This is a genomic window from Bradyrhizobium sp. (assembly GCF_035652035.1).
Classification (GTDB): Bacteria; Pseudomonadota; Alphaproteobacteria; order Rhizobiales; family Xanthobacteraceae; genus Bradyrhizobium.
The window spans coordinates 57,399-74,564 of sequence record NZ_DASREO010000085.1 but is presented as its reverse complement, the minus strand read 5'-3'; the positions used below and the strand labels follow the sequence as shown (position 1 = coordinate 74,564).

Genomic DNA, 17,166 nt, shown 5'->3' with positions numbered 1-17,166 from the left:
GGCTTCTACTATGCCGTGCGGACGTATTTTTGCCGCGGCACAAGCTTGCACCCCGGGCGCATGAGCCAGACGTCAACCGAACGGCTGAGAGACTATCTGGCCAGGCTTCCGCCGGGGTCGCAGGCGCTTTTGATGCGGGAATTCGAACGCGCCATTGAGCGCGGCGAGGACGCTGCGGTTGCCAATCTCGTGCTCGAGCAGTTGCGCAAGATCGTGCGCGGCAACACGGACGATGCGCGGCCGCGCACCGACAATCCGGCCCGGATCCTGTTTCATCCGCTTGAGCCGTTTCTGATCGAAGGCAACGCAGCACCACGGCCGGGGCAAATTCGCCGCTCCTCGCTGTTGCCGGTATGGCAATGGCTGGCGCGCGAGGCGACGCCGGCGCTCGCAGGGGAATTCGAGGCCGCGCTCGCCCGCGGCCCGGAAAGCGGCACGACGCCGGAGATCGAAGCCGCCACGCGGAAGCTTCAACACGCCGCGGCCGAGACGCTGCTGACGATGACGGCGCCGGGGACGTCCGATCGCCGCGCGCTCGCTCGTATCGGCCCGACGGATGTGATCGAAGATCTGCCGTCGATTGCCCGTCTGTTGCACGCGCGCGAAGCCATCGACGCGTTCGGCAACCGGCTTCCGAGCTACATGCGGGTGTTCAACGACGCGCAAATCGAAGCGGCGATCGCTGCGATGAATGTGCCGTCCTTGCAGACCCCGCAGTTGCTGCCGTTCGCGCTGTCGCTGGTGATCCAGAGGTTGGCTGCGCCATGGCAGATCATTCGCCTTGCCATCCGTATGGCGGCTTCCGATGACGAGATGCGTGTGGCCTCGACGCCATTTGGCACAGCCGTCACCATCGCCCTGTATGACCTGTCGTGTCTGGCAGCGACGCTGCGGATCGACATCAGGCGCGGCCGTTTCGGTGAAGTCGCCGAGCACCTGAAAACCCTCCACGATGGCGTGCGCGGCCTCAGGACCGAACTCGATCTGCGCAACGATTCAACCTGGGGCAGGCAGCTCGCGGCAATCCGCGCCGACATCTCCAGTGCGTTGCAATCGGAAATCGACAGCGTTCCAGGCCGGGTGAGACGCATCTTGCGCCAGCGCACCGACAAGGACATCGGTGCGGGCGCTGCGATCAACCCGGGCGACGTGGACGAAACCACCGCCTTGATCGAATTCGTCGCGGTCTGCCGGACCTATGCGAGTGAACTCGCCATCAACGAAGTGACGATGCGAACCTATTCTGATCTTCAGCACTATGTCGAACAGTCGACCGAAGCCCTGGTGCAGTCGCTGCGCGGCAGCGACGGCAAGGGGCGCGCCTATCGTCAGACACAGGTGGCAGCCGCCATCCGCTTTTGCGATGTGTTGTTCGGCGCCGACTATGCAGCGCTGATGAGCCGCTCTGCCGAAAACGCCGTAACGGGCGAACGCAAATCGCAGCGTGCGGGATAGACCGCAAGCCCGCCCTGCGCTGTTTGCGGAAGGGGCAAAATTCCCTGCTTTGAAAATCAGTTTTTCGTGAGCTATCTCAATATTTTAGGCCTTTTGCTTCAAATTGATAATTGTCAATTGCCGGCCCTTTGCGGCTGTGGTGTAAAGCGACGGCAAGGCGCTGTTTTGAGTTGCGCCGCTTCGGAACCCGCCAGTGCGGCGGTTCAGAAGTCCGCATCGTTCGTCCCGAGGGCCGGTCATGCGCACTTCTGAACCAAAGCCACACTGAAATCGCATGGTCGCTAGTGCCCTTTGGTTCTGACATTCGTAAAAGTGGGCGCTGCGACAGGATACGAATGTCAGAACCGGGACACTAGATGACGCTGTGGTTTGTGTTCGCGCTGATGACGGCCGCGGCGATCTTTGCCGTGCTCTGGCCGCTCGGCCGTCGCAATCGCAAGCAGGCGGATGGCAGCGAGGCGGCCGTCTACAGGGATCAGCTCAGCGAAATCGAGCGCGACGTTTCGACGGGGCTCATCAACCCGCCGGAAGCCCAAGCAGCGCGCGTCGAGATCAGCCGCCGGTTGCTGGCAGCGGCCGACAATCAGCGGGCTCCGTCGGGAACGAATGTCGCCTTGCGCCGGCTCGCTGCCGTTGTGGCTCTCGTCGGGCTGCCCATCGTTGCGATTGGGCTCTATGGCGCGCTTGGTTCGCCCGGTCTGCCCGATTTTCCGCTGGCCCAGCGCAGCCGCGCGCCCGCTGGAACGCAATCGCTCGAAAATCTCATCGCCCAGGTCGAGCAGCATCTGGAGAAAAACCCCGCTGACGGGCGAGGCTGGAGTGTGATCGCGCCGGTGTACGGCCGGCTCGGACGTCTGGACGATGCCGTCCGCGCCTTCCGCAATTCGATCACCTATAACGGCGAGAACGCCGCGCGACGGGCCGATCTTGGCGAGGCGTTGACCGCAGCCGCGGGCGGGGTGGTCACGGCCGAGGCCAAGGCCGAGTTCGAGCGCGCGGTGGCGCTCGACGCCGAGGAGGTGAAGGCAAGGTACTTCCTGGGGTTGGCCGCAGAGCAAGACGGCCGCACGGCCGACGCAGCTTCGATCTGGCGCGCCATGCTGGAGAAGGCGCCGGCGAACGCGCCCTGGCGTCCGCTGGTTCAGGGCGCTCTGGTGCGGGTCGGCGGCTCGCCGGTTCCCGGACCGTCGAATGACGCCGTGGCCGCGGCAAAAGATATGAGCGACACCGATCGCAGCGCAATGATCCACAGCATGGTCGATCGCCTTGCGGCGCGGCTGAAACAGAATGGCGATGATGTCGAAGGATGGCTGCGGCTGGTGAGGGCCTATATGGTGCTGGGCGACACCGACAAGGCCAAGGCCGCGTTGTCCGATGCGCGGCAGGCGGTTGCGAAGGATCCCGAACGGCTGCAACTGTTGAACGAAGGTCTGAAGAATCTCGGGCTAGACGGATGAGTATGATGAGCGGAATGACGCGGGGCTGCGGAAGAGGCAATCGATGACACGCAAGCAGCGGCGTTTGACGATTATTGGCGGTTCGCTCGCCGTGCTCGCGGTGGCGGCCGCGCTGGTGCTGAACGCCATGCGCGATTCGATTCTGTTCTTTTCGACGCCGAAGATGGTTGCGGAGAAGCATATCCAGCCGGGCAAGCGCTTTCGCCTCGGCGGCCTCGTGCAGCCGGGGTCGCTGGTGCGCGGCGACAATCTGAAGGTGACGTTTGAAGTCAGCGATGGAAGCTCCGAGTTGCCGGTTTCCTATCAGGGAATCTTGCCCGACCTGTTTCGCGAAGGGCAGGGCGTTGTCGCCGAAGGCGCGCTCGACGGCTCCGGCGTCTTCAGGGCCGACACGGTTCTTGCCAAGCACGACGAGAACTACATGCCCAAGGATGTTGCCGATGCCCTGAAGAAGCAGGGGCATTGGAAGGACGAATACGAAGCGAAGGCGAAAGGCGGCGCGCGGATGGATGGAAACGCCGCGAGCGCGACGCCAGGCGGGCAAGGAGCCATGCGGTGATTGCCGAAAGCGGACATTACGCGCTGGTTCTGGCTTTTGGGCTGGCGTTGATCCAGTCGACCGTGCCGATCCTGGGCGCGCGCTGGGGCGAATATTCGCTGATGAATGTCGCGCGCTCGACGGCCGTCGCCCAGCTCCTGTTCGTCGCCGCTTCGTTTGCAGCGCTGGTGACGCTGCACGTTTCTTCGGATTTTTCCGTCGTCAACGTGGTCGAGAATTCGCATTCGATGAAACCGTTGATCTACAAGATCACCGGCGTGTGGGGTAACCACGAAGGCTCGATGCTGCTCTGGGTCTCGATCCTGGCGCTGTTCGGCGGCCTGGTTGCGATCTTCGGCAACAACCTGCCGATATCGCTTCGCGCCCACGTGCTGGCGGTGCAAGCCTGGATCGCAAGCGCGTTCTATCTTTTCATTCTCGCGACCTCCAATCCGTTCCTGCGGATCGCCAATCCGCCGATCGAAGGCCAGGACCTCAATCCCGTCTTGCAGGATATCGGACTCGCCGTGCATCCGCCGATGCTTTATCTCGGCTATGTCGGCTTCTCGATTTCATTTTCCTTCGCGATTGCGGCGCTGATCGAAGGCCGGATCGATGCGGCATGGGCACGTTGGGTGCGGCCGTGGACGCTTATCGCCTGGATATTCCTCACCACCGGCATCGCGATGGGGTCCTACTGGGCCTACTACTCGCTCGGTTGGGGTGGTTGGTGGTTTTGGGATCCGGTGGAGAATGCCTCGCTGATGCCCTGGCTTGCCGGCACGGCGCTGTTGCATTCGCTGGTCGTGATGGAGAAGCGCAACGCGCTCAAGGTCTGGACCATCCTGCTGTCGATCCTGACCTTCTCGCTGTCGCTGCTTGGCACCTTCCTGGTCCGCTCCGGTGTGCTCACGTCGGTGCATGCGTTCGCCAATGATCCGCGGCGCGGCGTCTTCATCCTCCTGATCTTGTGCGTCTTCATTGGCGGCAGCCTCTCGCTCTACGCCTTTCGCGCGTCTTCGCTGAAGCAGGGCGGCCTGTTCGCGCCGATCTCACGGGAAGGTGCGCTTGTCCTGAATAATCTGCTGCTGACGACGGCGTGCGCGACGGTGTTTGTCGGGACGCTTTATCCGCTCGCGCTGGAGGTGATGACCGGCGAGAAGATTTCGGTCGGTGCGCCGTTCTTCAATCTGACGTTCGGGCCGCTGTTCGTCCCGCTATTGATCGCCTTGCCCTTTGGACCGATGCTCGCCTGGAAGCGCGGCGATCTGCTTGGCGCCGCCCAGCGGCTGATCGCGGCCGGCATTGTCGCGTTGATTGTCCTGGCTTTTGTATTGGCCTGGTCGTTTGGCGGAAGCACGCTTGCGCCGCTCGCGATCGCCCTTGCGATGTTTGTGATCGCGGGCGCTGTCATCGATATCACTGAGCGCGTCGGCATGTTCCGGCTGCCGCTCGGTGTCACGATACGGCGGGCACGCGGATTGCCGCGCTCGGCCTGGGGCACGATGTTCGCGCATGCCGGCGTCGGCATCGCGCTGATCGGCATTGTCTGCGAAACGTCGTGGAACAGCGAGAACATCAGGACGATGAGAGCCGGTGATGTCACCAACATCGCCGGTTACAGCCTCAAACTCGAAAGCCTGACGCCGCGACAGGGTCCGAACTATCGCGAAATGGCGGCAAAGTTCAGTGTGCTGGTCGATGGCCGCGTGATCGACACCATGACGCCGTCAAAACGCAATTTCACCACGCGCAACGCCACCACGACGGAGGCGGCATTGCTGTCGCGCGGCGCGACCCAGCTTTACATTTCGCTGGGCGATATCGGCACCGACGGATCGATTACCGTGCGCATCTATCACAAGCCGTTCGTGCTTTTCATCTGGTTCGGCCCGGTGCTGATGGCGTTCGGCGGCGCGCTGTCGTTGTCAGATCGGCGGCTGCGTGTCGGGGCGCCAAAACCTGCAAAAGCGGTGCGCGAATTGCAGCCGGCGGAGTGATGTCCTTGAAACGCGCTCTTCTCGCTTTGACAATTGTGGCGACGTTGGCGACGCCGGCTTATGCCGTGCTGCCCGACGAGATCATGGCGGACCCGGCCAAAGAGGCTCGCGCCCGGGATTTGTCGCGCGAATTGCGCTGCATGGTTTGCCAGAACCAGTCGATCGACGATTCCGAGGCGCCGCTGGCGCGCGACCTGCGGCTGCTGGTCCGCGAGCGAATCGCCGCCGGCGATACCGACGCCCAGGTGATCGATTTTCTGGTGGCGCGCTATGGCGAATTCGTGCTGCTCAAGCCGCGGCTCAACTCGCACACCTGGCTGCTCTGGTTTTTGACGCCGCTGGCCTTCTCGGTTGGCGGTATTGCGTTGTGGAGGCAGGCCCGGCGCCGCGCCCGCACGAGCACGGAACGGGATGAGGCGTTATCGAATTTGACGCCCGACGAAGAGGCGCGGATCAATCAATTGATCGCCACGGAACCCGTTTCCGAGAAATAGCGCGGAAGCAAAAAACGGCGTGGTTTGGCCTGCGATCATCCGCCGCATAGCCTTGAGCCTTCATTACCAAAGTTTAATTCCTCCGTCAGCGCGTTGTAAGGCTGAAATCACCATGTTCAGGCCTATGGGTGCCTGCGCCCCGCACCACTTTCACTGACGCTCTGGAGAAGCTTTTATGACCGATCGCCCCATCGATCTTTCCTCACTTCCGTCCTATCGGGCGCCGCGCCGCTCGCGTCTTCTGTCGGCACGCAAATTCGCCTTGATGGCCTCGGTTGTCGCCGGCCTGGGCGTCGCCGCCTATGGCTTCGGCTCGTCGTCGGGTCCTGTCGATATTTTCAGCACCAGCGCGCATGCGCAGGTCAACAACGAGGTGAAGACGGTCGCACGGCCGGTCGGCTTTGCCGACATCGTCGAGCGCGTGAAGCCTTCCGTGATCTCGGTGAAGGTCAATATCAACGAGAAACTCTCCAAGAACGACAACAACAATGACGAAGACTCCTCGCCCTTCCAGCCGGGATCGCCGATGGAGCGTTTCTTCCGCCGCTTTGGTGGCGGGGACCTGCCGCCCGGCCTGCGCTCCATTCCGCGCGGCCGCGGCATGGTGACCGGACAGGGTTCCGGCTTCTTCATCTCGGCTGACGGCTTTGCCGTGACCAACAATCACGTGGTCGATGGCGCCGACAAGGTTGAGGTGACGACCGACGATGGCAAGACCTACACCGCCAAGGTGATTGGAACCGACGCGCGAACCGATCTTGCGCTGATCAAGGTCGAGGGCGGCTCGAATTTCCCGTTCGCCAAATTGTCCGACGGTAAGCCGCGGATCGGCGACTGGGTGCTTGCGGTCGGTAACCCCTTCGGCCTCGGCGGCACGGTGACGGCCGGCATCGTTTCGGCGAGTGGCCGCGACATCGGCAACGGTCCGTATGACGATTTCATCCAGATCGACGCGCCCGTGAACAAGGGCAACTCCGGCGGTCCGGCCTTCAATACCGAAGGCGAAGTGATGGGCGTCAACACCGCGATCTATTCGCCGTCCGGCGGCAGCGTCGGCATCGCGTTCTCGATTCCCTCAGCCACCGTGAAGAGCGTGGTTGCCCAGCTCAAGGACAAGGGCTCGGTGAGCCGCGGCTGGATCGGCGTGCAAATTCAGCCGGTCACGCCTGATATCGCCGAGAGCCTCGGCATGAAGAAGGCGGAAGGCGCGCTGGTTGCGGAACCGCAGGCGAACGGTCCGGCGGCGAAGGCCGGTATCGAATCCGGCGATGTGATCACGTCCGTGAATGGCGAAACGGTCAAGGACGCCCGTGAGCTCGCTCGCACCATTGGCGGGCTCGCGCCTGGCACAGCCGTCAAACTGAACGTCCTGCACAAGGGCCAGGACAAGACGGTCAGCATGAACCTCGGCCAGTTGCCGAATACGATCGAGGCCAAGGCCGATACCGACAATAACGACAAGGGCGGCACCACCCGTGGAACCGATGTGCCGAAGCTCGGTTTGACCCTTGCACCGGCCAATTCCGTTGCCGGCGCCGGCAAGGAGGGCGTCGTGGTCACCGACGTCGATCCGAAGAGCGCGGCGGCGGAGCGCGGTTTCAAGGAAGGCGACGTCATTCTGGAAGTCGCCGGGAAGAGCGTTACCAGTGTCGGAGATGTGCGGGAGGCCATCACCTCCGCGCGTAACGACAACAAGAACAGCGTCCTGATGCGGGTCAAGAGCGGCGGATCTTCGCGCTTTGTCGCGGTCCCGCTCGCCAAAGGCTAACGCAGGGAATGACGAGATGGAGGGTACCGTCGGCATAATCGCCCCCGCCGATGGCGCTTTCCTTGGGGGCGGGTCGTTAACCCGCTCTCCTGACTACCTTCCGGTGGAAAACGCCCCCCTCCGTCGGGAGGTCAAAGGGCGGTGAGGTCCCCCCAGCTTCACCGCCCGCTTTTTTTGACCTTGGTGGAGTGGCGCGTCCGATCGCCTTGCATGAGGGCCCCGGCCGCGCCATGGTGATGGAACTTTCCACGTGACCGCGCTTGCAACCGACACCCAGATGCGCCTTTTGATCATCGAAGACGACCGCGAATCCGCCGACTACCTGGTCAAGGCGTTTCGTGAAGTCGGATATGTGGCTGATCTGGCTGGCGACGGCGAGGAAGGGCTCGCGCTTGCCGAAGGCGGCGATTACGACGTGCTCGTGGTCGATCGCATGCTGCCCAAGCGCGACGGCCTGTCGCTGATTGGCGCGCTGCGTGAAAAGGGCAACCGCACCCCCGTCCTGATCCTCTCGGCGCTCGGGCAGGTCGACGACCGCATCAAGGGCTTGCGAGCCGGCGGCGACGACTATCTGCCCAAACCCTATTCGTTTGCGGAACTGCTTGCCCGGATCGAAGTGCTGTCGCGCCGCCGCGGCGGCCCGGCGGAGGACACCACCTACCGGGTTGGCGACCTCGAGCTCGACCGCCTCTCGCATCGCGTGATGCGCGGCAAGGAAGAGCTGACATTGCAACCGCGTGAGTTCCGCCTTCTGGAATATCTGATGAAGCATGCGGGCCAGGTGGTGACGCGGACCATGCTTCTGGAGAACGTCTGGGATTATCATTTCGATCCACAGACCAATGTCATCGACGTGCATATTTCGCGGCTACGCTCCAAGATTGACAAGGGTTTTGAGCGGCCGCTGCTTCATACCATTCGCGGCGCGGGATACATGATCCGTGACGGCATTCGGTAAGCTGATCCGAACCACGGCGTTTCGCTTGACGCTGGTCTACCTGTTTCTGTTCGCGCTGTTCGCCGCGTCTCTGCTTGCCTTTTTCGCCTGGAACACGCGGCATCTGGTCACCGAGCAGATCACCGCCACGGTGAGCGCGGAAACCGGCGAGGTCAGCGAAATCTTCGCCCGGCGCGGTTTGCAAGGCCTAGTTCGCACCATCGAAAACCGGGCGCTGCGTCCCGGCGCCAATCTCTATCTCGTGACCACGCCGGCAGGGCAGCCGGTTGCCGGCAACGTTGGCGCACTCGCGCCGGGCGTGATGGCCACGATCGGATGGTCCGAAACCGCGTATCGTCGTCTCGACGATCAGGATTCTACCGATCACTACGCGCTGGTGAAGGTCACCGAACTCTCGAGCGGCTTCAGGCTCTTGATCGGGCGCGATCTCGAGGAGCGGCGCCGGATGTTCGGCATCGTCGCCAAGGCCGCGCAATGGTCGCTTCTGGTCGTCGTGGTGCTGGGCCTCGGCGGCGGCATTTTTGTCGCGCGGCGCGTGCTGCACCGGATCGATGCCATGACGGGCACGACCCAGCGCATCATGGCCGGCGACTTGAGCGGCCGTCTTCCGGTTGGACGCAGCGGCGATGAGCTCGACCGCCTTGCGCTGAATCTGAACGCGATGCTGGAGCGCATCGAGGCGCTGATGACGGGGCTCAAGGAAGTTTCCGACAACATCGCCCACGACTTGAAGACGCCGCTGACCCGTCTGCGCAATCGCGCCGAGGAAGCGCTGTCGAAATCCAGGACCGAGCCGGAGTACCGCTCCGCGCTGGAGCGAACCATCGAGGAATCTGACGGTCTGATCCGGACCTTCAATGCGCTTCTGATGATTGCGCGCGCCGAGTCCGGACAGGCTCGCGGCAACATGGACGATTTCGACGCGGCCGACGTCGCCCACGGCATTCACGAGCTCTACGAGCCGCTCGCCGAGGACGACGGCATGACGCTGCAGGTGAAAGTCGAGCCCGCGCCAATCCACGGCAATCGAGAATTGATCAGCCAGGCTTTGGCCAACCTGGTCGAGAACGCCATCAAGTACGGTAAGCCCGATCCTGCCGTGCAGCCGCTCAGCGCGACCGCTGAAGCCGATCGCAAGACGATCCTGATCGAGGCCAAACGTGTGGGCGACCGCGTACTGCTCAGCGTCACCGACCGCGGGCCGGGGATTCCGCCTGCCGACCGCAAACACGCGGTGGAGAGATTCGTCCGGCTGGAGGCGAGCCGGACACAGCCGGGTTCCGGTCTTGGGCTGAGCCTGGCCTCGGCGGTCGCGACCCTGCATGGCGGCGATCTCAGGCTCGACGACGCCCATCCGGGACTTATTGCCACACTGGCGATTCCCGCCCTGTCAGGCTCCAGCGACAGGCTTGCGGCTCAAACGCCCGATATGCCACAGAAAGCAGCGTGAATCGGTCTTGGCCGTTCCGCGCGGAATTTCATGCTGGCTTGAGCTTCTTCTGGATCGACATTCGCCATGACTCTTCGCGGACTCCATGATGCGAATGTGCAGTCCATTTCGCTTGCCGCAGCTTTCGCTACTGCGCCACATCTTATGGCCCCCGACAAAGCGGCGCGCCGGCTTTCGGACTGGCTGTCGGATATTGCGCCCGCGCATGCGGCCGAGTTTGAAGCACTGTTCGCGCGCTATCCCCGTGCCCGGCAGATCTTCACAAGTCTCGCGGAAGCGTCACCCTATCTTTTCGAGCTGATCCGCTCCGATGCGGCGCGTGCGCTCCGGATCCTGCAAGGTGAGCCCGATCAGCGCTTGAACCAGTTGTTCGAACAAACTCACGAGCGAGTGTGGGCGGCTGCAAGCGAAACCGACGTGATGCAAACGCTCCGCAGCGCGAAAGCCGAAGCTGCGCTTCTGGTCGCACTCTGCGACATCGGCGGCGTGTGGCCTGTCATGCGCGTGACCGAGGTGCTGACAGATCTTGCCATCGCTTGCGTGCAGTCGGCCTTGCACTTTCTTTTGCGTCAGGAGACGACGCGCGGAAGGATGCGTCCGCCGAATCCGGACCGCCCGGAAGAGGGATGCGGTCTGATCGTGCTGGCGATGGGCAAGATGGGCGCAGGAGAGCTGAATTTCTCCAGCGATATCGACCTGATCGTCTTTTACGACGCCGAGGCGTCCTCACTTGCGCCCGATATCGAACCGCAACCGTTCTTTATCCGTATGGCGCAGGGCGTGTCGCGAATGTTGCAGCAACGCAGCGGCGATGGCTACGTTTTCCGGGTCGATTTGCGGCTGCGTCCGGATCCGGCCTCGACGCCGCTCGCCATCTCGACCGCGTCGGCACTACATTACTACGAGCGGGAGGGCCGCACTTGGGAGCGCGCCGCCATGATCAAGGGGCGGCCTTGCGCGGGCGATCTTGCGGCCGGCGAAGCGCTGATGGCGGAGCTTGCGCCCTTTGTCTGGCGCAAGCATCTGGATTTTGCCGCGCTCGCCGACGTGCATGACATGAAGCGGCAGATGCAGACCTATCGCGGGCAAAGCGATATCGCGGTCGAAGGCCACAATGTCAAAATCGGGCGCGGCGGCATCCGCGAGATCGAATTCTTTGCGCAGACCCAGCAGCTGATCACCGGCGGGCGGCATCCGGAGCTGCGCGTGCGGCCGACGCTGGAGGCGCTCGACCGGCTGGCCTCGAGCCACTGGATCACGTTTGAAGCGCGCGATCAGCTCACCGCGGCTTACGAATTCCTCCGCCGGGTCGAGCATCGCTTGCAGATGGTCGCCGACGAGCAAACCCATGCGCTGCCGGATGAGCCCGAGGCCATCGAGCAGTTTGCGCGGTTTTTTGGCTATGAGAGCCGCGCGGCGTTCGCAGCCGACCTGCTCAAACACCTTACGATCGTGCAGGGACATTACGCCAAGCTGTTTGAGGGCGACCCTGCGGGAACGGCGAAGCTGCCGGATGTGGACTATCGCGGAGGGCCTGACGATCCGCGCCTGATCGATCATCTCGCCTCGCTTGGCTTCAAGAAGCCTGTCGCGGTCGCGGCGACCGTTCGGCAGTGGCTGGACGGCGACTATCGCGTATTTCGCGTCGAGGCGACACGCAACTCGTTCGTCGAATTTCTGCCGTCGCTGATCGACGGGCTTGCCAATGCCGAAGACCCCGACAATGCCATTGTCGTCTTCGACCGTTTCCTTCAGGCGCTACAACGCGGCGGCCGGCTGTTTGTGCTGCTCAGCCAAAACCGCGACCTCGTGGCGCTGGTGGCGTTGATTCTCGGTGCGGCACCAAGGCTCGGCGACATGCTGGCGCGGCAGCCGCAAATCATGGACGGTCTGATCGATCCGCGTTTCTTCGGCGCCATGCCGGACCGGAGCGAACTGTCGGCGCGTCTGGCCGCGACGTTGGAGGATGCGGGTTCCTACGAAGAATTTCTCGACCGGCTGCGGCTGTTTGGCCGCGAAAGCCTGTTTTTGATCGGTACGCGGATTCTGTCCGGCACCGTCTCCGCGCAGCAGGCCGGCACCGCCTTCGCCGACGTCGCCGAAGGCATCGTGCATACCGTGCACGGCTTGGTGAGCGAGCAATTCGCCGCCCAATACGGCCGGATCAGGGGACAGGAGACCGCGATCCTGGCGATGGGTAGGCTCGGCAGCCGCGAGATGACGGCGGCCTCCGATCTCGACCTGATCCTGCTCTACGACTTCGATCCGGATCATCCGGATTCCGACGGCGCCAAATCGTTGCATGGCGCGCAATATTTTGCGCGCTTCACGCAGCGGCTGATCTCAGCCTTCACGACGCGCACGAACTATGGCGTGCTGTACGACATCGATATGCGGCTCAGGCCATCCGGCCGGGCCGGGCCCGTGGCGTCACATGTCGATGCCTTCGCCGAATATCAGGACAAGGAGGCCTGGACCTGGGAGCACATGGCGCTGACCCGGGCGCGGGTGATTTCGGCTTCACCGGCTTTTCGCGACAGGATCGAAGCAACCATCCGCCAGGTCCTGACGCGACCGCGCGAGACGGCGGGCGTTGCGATGGACGTGGCCGACATGCGGCGCGCCATTGCGCTGGAAAAGGGCGAGAGCGATCTCTGGGATCTGAAGTATGTCGCGGGAGGCCTGGTCGATATCGATTTCATCGCCCAGTATCTGCAACTCGTCCACGCGGCCGAGAAGCCCGACATCCTCGACGTCAACACGCTGCATGTGCTCGACAACGCCGCCCGGCTCGGCATATTGCCGGCGGCGTCAGTGGAAACATTGCGCTCTGCGGCGCTGCTGTATCACGACCTGACGCAAATCCTGCGGCTCTGCGTCAATGAGGGATTCAATCCGGACACCGCCGGCGAGGACCTCCTGCACATCATGGCGCGTGCCGGCGATGCGCCCGATTTCTCGTCGCTTCAGGCGCGGGTCAAGGAGACCCAAACCGAGGTGCGTCGGGTATTTCGTGCGGTGATCGAGGAGCGGGGTTAAAGCGTTTTCAAGCGAAGCATGCCGTCGGACTTGATCCGAGGGTGGTGCCGGTTCGCGTGCCTGCCGCCTGTCTCAATACGCCTTCACGCCGGCCGCTTTCAGCGATGCGAGGGCTTCGAGCACGTTCGGATCGAGGCCTGCGCCGCCGGCATCGAGGTGGGCGAAGATCGCCTTGCGCATCCGGGGATCCCAGAATTTCTTGATGTGATCGGCGACGCCCGCGACTTCCTTGTCGTGTCCCTGGCTCTGAAAAAACTTGCCGATCTGATTGGCCATGTAGACCAGATTGCTATGGCTATGCGACATGAGCCGCTCCTTGCGTGATCGCCGCTGACGCGATGCGATCGGGATGGGTGAAGATTTCAAAGCCGTCGGAGCGGGCGATGGCGACGAGCGTAATGCCGGCGGCCTCGGCCATTTTGACGGCCAGCGCCGTCGGCGCGGAAACGGCGACCATGACCGATGCGCCGATTGCCGCCGTCTTTTGCACCATTTCGACGGAGACGCGGCTGGTCAGGAGCACCATGCCCTCGCTCGTGGAAACCTTGGCCTGCGCCAGGGCTCCGGCGAGCTTGTCGAGTGCGTTGTGGCGGCCGACGTCCTCGCGTAAGCAGACGATGCCGCCTGCAGGCGTCCAGAACGCTGCGGCGTGAACGGCACGGGTTTCGATGTTGATCGGCTGCAGCGGCGAAATGCCGGCCATTGCAACCATGATTTCGCGCGGGGAGAACGAGCGTCCCTTGCCGACGACCGCGCTTGGACGCACGGCTTCCGCGATGGAGTCGATCCCGCAAAGCCCGCAGCCGGTGGGGCCCGCGATATGGCGCCGCCGCTCGCCGAGGCGGGCGGCTTTCTCTTCCGAAAGCCACATTCGCAATTCGATGCCGTCCTCAAGGTCGACAATCTCGAGCGATGAGATTTCTTCAGGCGTCTGAATAATCCCTTCGCTGAGGCTGAAGCCGATGGCGAAATCCGCAAGGTTCTGCGGTGTCCCCATCATGACCGCGTAGGTGCCGCCATTGTAGGTCAGCGCCAGCGCCGTCTCTTCCGGGATCGCACGCGTGCCCTCGCTGAGGCGGGAATCCCGCCACACCACACGCTCGACGCTGCGAACCGGATCGTGCAAGCGTCTACTCCGCAGCTTCCACGACGGGCGCAATCCGCCGCGACTGTCGCGCCTGCTCGTCATAGGCCTTCTGCCATTCTGACGGTCCGTTGGACGGCGAGATTTGCACCGCCGTGACCTTGTATTCGGGGCAGTTGGTGGCCCAGTCGGAGAACTCGGTGGTGATGACGTTGGCTTGCGTGTCCGGATGGTGGAAAGTGGTGTAGACGACGCCCGGCGCGACGCGGTCGGTGATCAGCGCGCGCAGCGTGGTTTCACCGGCGCGGCTCGTGAGCCGCACCCAGTCGCCATCGCGCACGCCACGTTGCTCGGCGTCGTGCGGATGGATCTCGAGCCGGTCTTCGCTGTGCCAGACAACGTTCTCGGTGCGGCGGGTCTGCGCGCCGACATTGTACTGGCTGAGGATGCGGCCCGTCGTCAGCAGCAGCGGGAAGCGCGGCCCGGTACGCTCGTCGGTCGGGATATATTCGGTGACGACGAACTTGCCCTTGCCGCGCACGAAACCGTCGATATGCATGATCGGCGTTCCCTCGGGCGCCTTCTCGTTGCAGGGCCACTGCACCGAGCCGAGCTCCTCGAGCTTGGCGAAGGAGACGCCGGCGAAAGTGGGCGTCAACGCGGCGATCTCGTCCATGATCTCGGACGGATGGCTGTAGTTCATCTCGAAGCCCATTGCTTTCGCAAGGCCGATGGTGACCTCCCAGTCGGCCAGGCCGTTACGGGGCGTCATCACCTTGCGGACAAGCTGGATGCGCCGTTCGGCGTTGATGAAGGTGCCGTCCTTCTCCAGGAAGGTCGAGCCCGGCAGGAACACGTGCGCGTAGTTCGCGGTCTCGTTGAGGAAGAGGTCATGAACGATGACGCATTCCATCGACGACAGCGCCTGCACCACATGCGAGGTGTTCGGGTCGGATTGCAGGATGTCCTCGCCCTGCACGTAGAGGCCCATGAAGGTGCCCTCGATCGCGGCGTCGAACATGTTGGGAATGCGCAAACCCGGTTCGGGGTTGAGCTTGACGTTCCAGGCCGCCTCGAACTGCTGGCGCACTGCGTCGCCAGCGATGTGACGATAGCCGGGCAGCTCGTGCGGGAACGAGCCCATGTCGCAGGAGCCCTGCACGTTGTTCTGGCCGCGCAGCGGGTTCACGCCGACGCCGGGACGGCCGATATTGCCGGTTGCCATCGCGAGGTTGGCGATTGCGATCACCGTGGTCGAGCCCTGGCTGTGCTCGGTGACGCCGAGCCCGTAATAGATCGCGCCATTGCCGCCGGTCGCGTAAATGCGGGCAGCTTCGCGCAGATCGTTCGGATCGACGCCGGTCATGATCGCGGTCGCTTCCGGGCTGTGCTTCGGCAATGAGACGAACGCGGCCCAGTCCTGGAATTCGTCCCAATCGCAACGCTCGCGGACGAAGGCTTCGTTGACGAGGCCTTCGGTGACGATGACGTGCGCCAGCGCGGTGAGCACGGCCACGTTGGTGCCGGGCAACAGCGGCAGATGCAGCGCCTCGATATGCGCCGACTTCACCATTTCGGTGCGGCGGGGATCGATCACGATCAGCTTGGCGCCTTGCCGGATGCGCTTTTTCAGGCGGGAGGCGAATACCGGATGCGCGGACGCCGGATTGGCGCCGATGATCACCGCGACGTCGGTATCCTCGACGGAGTCGAAATCCTGCGTGCCGGCCGAAGTGCCGAAGGTCGTATTGAGGCCATAGCCGGTCGGCGAATGGCAGACGCGGGCGCAGGTATCGACGTTGTTGTTGCCGAAGCCGGCGCGGATCAGCTTCTGCACCAGATAGGTCTCTTCGTCGGTGCAGCGGGACGAGGTAATGCCGCCGACGGCGTCGCGGCCGTACTTCTGCTGGATGCCTTTGAACTTGGCGGCGGCGAAGTTGAAGGCTTCGTCCCACGACACTTCACGCCAGGGCTCGGTGATCTTCTCGCGGATCATGGGTTTGAGGATACGTTCCTTATGGGTCGCGTACCCGTAGGCGAAGCGGCCCTTGACGCAGGAATGGCCGCGGTTGGCCTTGCCGTCCTTGTACGGCACCATGCGCACCACTTCCTCGCCGCGCATTTCGGCCTTGAAGGAACAGCCGACGCCGCAATAGGCGCAGGTCGTCACCACGGAATGCTCGGGCTGACCAATCTCGATCACGGACTTTTCGGTCAGCGTCGCGGTCGGGCAGGCCTGGACGCAGGCGCCGCACGAGACGCATTCGGAGCCGAGGAAGCTTTCGTTCATGCCGGGCGAAACGCGGCTGTCGAAGCCGCGGCCGGAAATCGTTAGAGCAAAGGTGCCCTGGACTTCCTCGCAGGCGCGCACGCAGCGCGAGCAGACGATGCACTTGGAGGGATCGTAGGTGAAGTAGGGGTTGGATTCGTCCTTCGGCATCCAGGCCGCATTGGCCTCACCATTGGATTTGGCGAAAACATGGTTCTCGCCTTCGTAGCCGTAGCGCACGTCGCGCAGACCGACCGCGCCCGCCATGTCCTGCAATTCGCAGTCGCCGTTGGCGGCGCAGGTGAGACAGTCGAGCGGATGGTCGGAGATATAGAGCTCCATGACGCCCTTGCGTAGCTTCTTCAGCCGCTCGGTCTGGGTGTGAACGACAAGGCCATTCGTCGCGGGCGTGGTGCACGACGCCGGCGTTCCGGCGCGGCCTTCGATCTCGACCAGACACAGACGGCAGGAGCCAAACGCATCGACCATGTCGGTCGCGCAGAGCTTTGGAATCTGCGTTCCGGCCTCCATGGCCGCGCGCATGATCGAGGTGCCCTCAGGCACCGTGATGCTCTGGCCATCGATGGTCAGCGTGACCATCGTCTCGGATTTGGAGCGCGGGGTTCCGAAGTCGGTTTCGTGAATCAGCGACAT

Annotated in this window: 12 protein-coding genes; 9 read left to right on the top strand and 3 right to left on the bottom strand. The window is 63.3% G+C overall.

The genetic code is table 11. The features are described from left to right. Window positions 1-60: 60 nt before the first annotated feature. From VFB05_RS22780 to VFB05_RS22740, 9 genes are all read left to right on the top strand, one after another. Window positions 61-1,455, top strand: coding sequence for a hypothetical protein (locus VFB05_RS22780; RefSeq protein WP_325016439.1), 1,395 nt, complete (start codon window positions 61-63; stop codon window positions 1,453-1,455). Between the two features lie 356 nt (window positions 1,456-1,811). Continuing rightward, window positions 1,812-2,912 (top strand): c-type cytochrome biogenesis protein CcmI, encoded by a 1,101-nt coding sequence (gene ccmI, locus VFB05_RS22775; RefSeq protein ID WP_325016436.1) that lies wholly within the window; start codon window positions 1,812-1,814, stop codon window positions 2,910-2,912. A 43-nt stretch (window positions 2,913-2,955) separates the two neighbouring features. After that, entirely contained in the window at window positions 2,956-3,471 is a 516-nt protein-coding gene (gene ccmE / locus VFB05_RS22770) for a cytochrome c maturation protein CcmE (RefSeq protein WP_325016434.1), read from the top strand. After that, window positions 3,468-5,450, top strand: a complete 1,983-nt coding sequence (locus tag VFB05_RS22765) for a heme lyase CcmF/NrfE family subunit (protein WP_325016432.1) — start codon at window positions 3,468-3,470, stop codon at window positions 5,448-5,450. Before ccmE ends, VFB05_RS22765 begins: the two co-directional genes overlap by 4 nt. A 5-nt stretch (window positions 5,451-5,455) precedes the next feature. Further along, the gene (locus VFB05_RS22760; protein WP_325016430.1) at window positions 5,456-5,944 is read left to right on the top strand and encodes a cytochrome c-type biogenesis protein; all 489 of its coding nucleotides are present in this window, start codon (window positions 5,456-5,458) and stop codon (window positions 5,942-5,944) included. 175 nt (window positions 5,945-6,119) lie between these two features. Then, entirely contained in the window at window positions 6,120-7,712 is a 1,593-nt protein-coding gene (locus tag VFB05_RS22755) for a Do family serine endopeptidase (protein WP_325016428.1), read from the top strand. A gap of 277 nt (window positions 7,713-7,989) precedes the next feature. Next, the gene (locus VFB05_RS22750) at window positions 7,990-8,670 is read left to right on the top strand and encodes a response regulator transcription factor (protein WP_325016638.1); all 681 of its coding nucleotides are present in this window, start codon (window positions 7,990-7,992) and stop codon (window positions 8,668-8,670) included. Then, the gene (locus VFB05_RS22745) at window positions 8,654-10,120 is read left to right on the top strand and encodes a sensor histidine kinase (RefSeq protein WP_325016426.1); all 1,467 of its coding nucleotides are present in this window, start codon (window positions 8,654-8,656) and stop codon (window positions 10,118-10,120) included. Before VFB05_RS22750 ends, VFB05_RS22745 begins: the two co-directional genes overlap by 17 nt. Before the next feature lie 66 nt (window positions 10,121-10,186). Next, window positions 10,187-13,159, top strand: coding sequence for a bifunctional [glutamine synthetase] adenylyltransferase/[glutamine synthetase]-adenylyl-L-tyrosine phosphorylase (locus tag VFB05_RS22740; protein ID WP_325016424.1), 2,973 nt, complete (start codon window positions 10,187-10,189; stop codon window positions 13,157-13,159). A 72-nt stretch (window positions 13,160-13,231) separates the two neighbouring features. Here the strand turns inward: VFB05_RS22740 and VFB05_RS22735 are convergent, their stop codons facing one another. From VFB05_RS22735 to fdhF, 3 genes are read right to left on the bottom strand one after another with little or no spacing between them, the layout of a single operon-like run. Beyond that, window positions 13,232-13,465, bottom strand: a complete 234-nt coding sequence (locus tag VFB05_RS22735; RefSeq protein WP_325016422.1) for a formate dehydrogenase subunit delta — start codon at window positions 13,463-13,465, stop codon at window positions 13,232-13,234. Next, the gene (gene fdhD / locus VFB05_RS22730) at window positions 13,455-14,285 is read right to left on the bottom strand and encodes a formate dehydrogenase accessory sulfurtransferase FdhD (protein ID WP_325016420.1); all 831 of its coding nucleotides are present in this window, start codon (window positions 14,283-14,285) and stop codon (window positions 13,455-13,457) included. Before fdhD ends, VFB05_RS22735 begins: the two co-directional genes overlap by 11 nt. Before the next feature lie 4 nt (window positions 14,286-14,289). Then, window positions 14,290-17,166 carry a formate dehydrogenase subunit alpha gene (fdhF, locus tag VFB05_RS22725; protein ID WP_325016418.1) on the bottom strand — a complete coding sequence of 959 codons (2,877 nt, stop codon included), beginning with the start codon at window positions 17,164-17,166 and terminating at the stop codon, window positions 14,290-14,292.